At 40.2% G+C, this 259-nt stretch carries 1 protein-coding gene; it reads right to left on the reverse strand.

The window, feature by feature from the left end; all coding sequences use genetic code 11:
- On the reverse strand, positions 1–259 hold a 259-nt coding region (locus tag TCEL_RS10410), incomplete at both ends, for a PstC family ABC transporter permease (protein ID WP_040684035.1).

The raw sequence follows: 259 nt of genomic DNA on the forward strand, positions 1-259 counted from the left end.
TTAGGTGTTGAACCTGCTGCCATCGCAACTATCATTGTCTCCCCAATTGCTCTTGATATTGCAAGAATAAAAGAAGCAACTATACTTGACATAGCAGTTGGAATTACAACATCCTTTGTTACCTCAAGCTTTGTTGCACCAAGTGCATATGCTCCATTCCTTAAAGAATCTGGTACTGCCATCATTGCATCTTCACTCATTGATGATACAAGAGGTATGGTCATTATTCCTACAGCTATCCCTGCGCTTAATGCGTTAT

This window comes from Thermobrachium celere DSM 8682, from assembly GCF_000430995.1.
Classification (GTDB): domain Bacteria; phylum Bacillota; class Clostridia; order Clostridiales; family Caloramatoraceae; genus Thermobrachium; species Thermobrachium celere.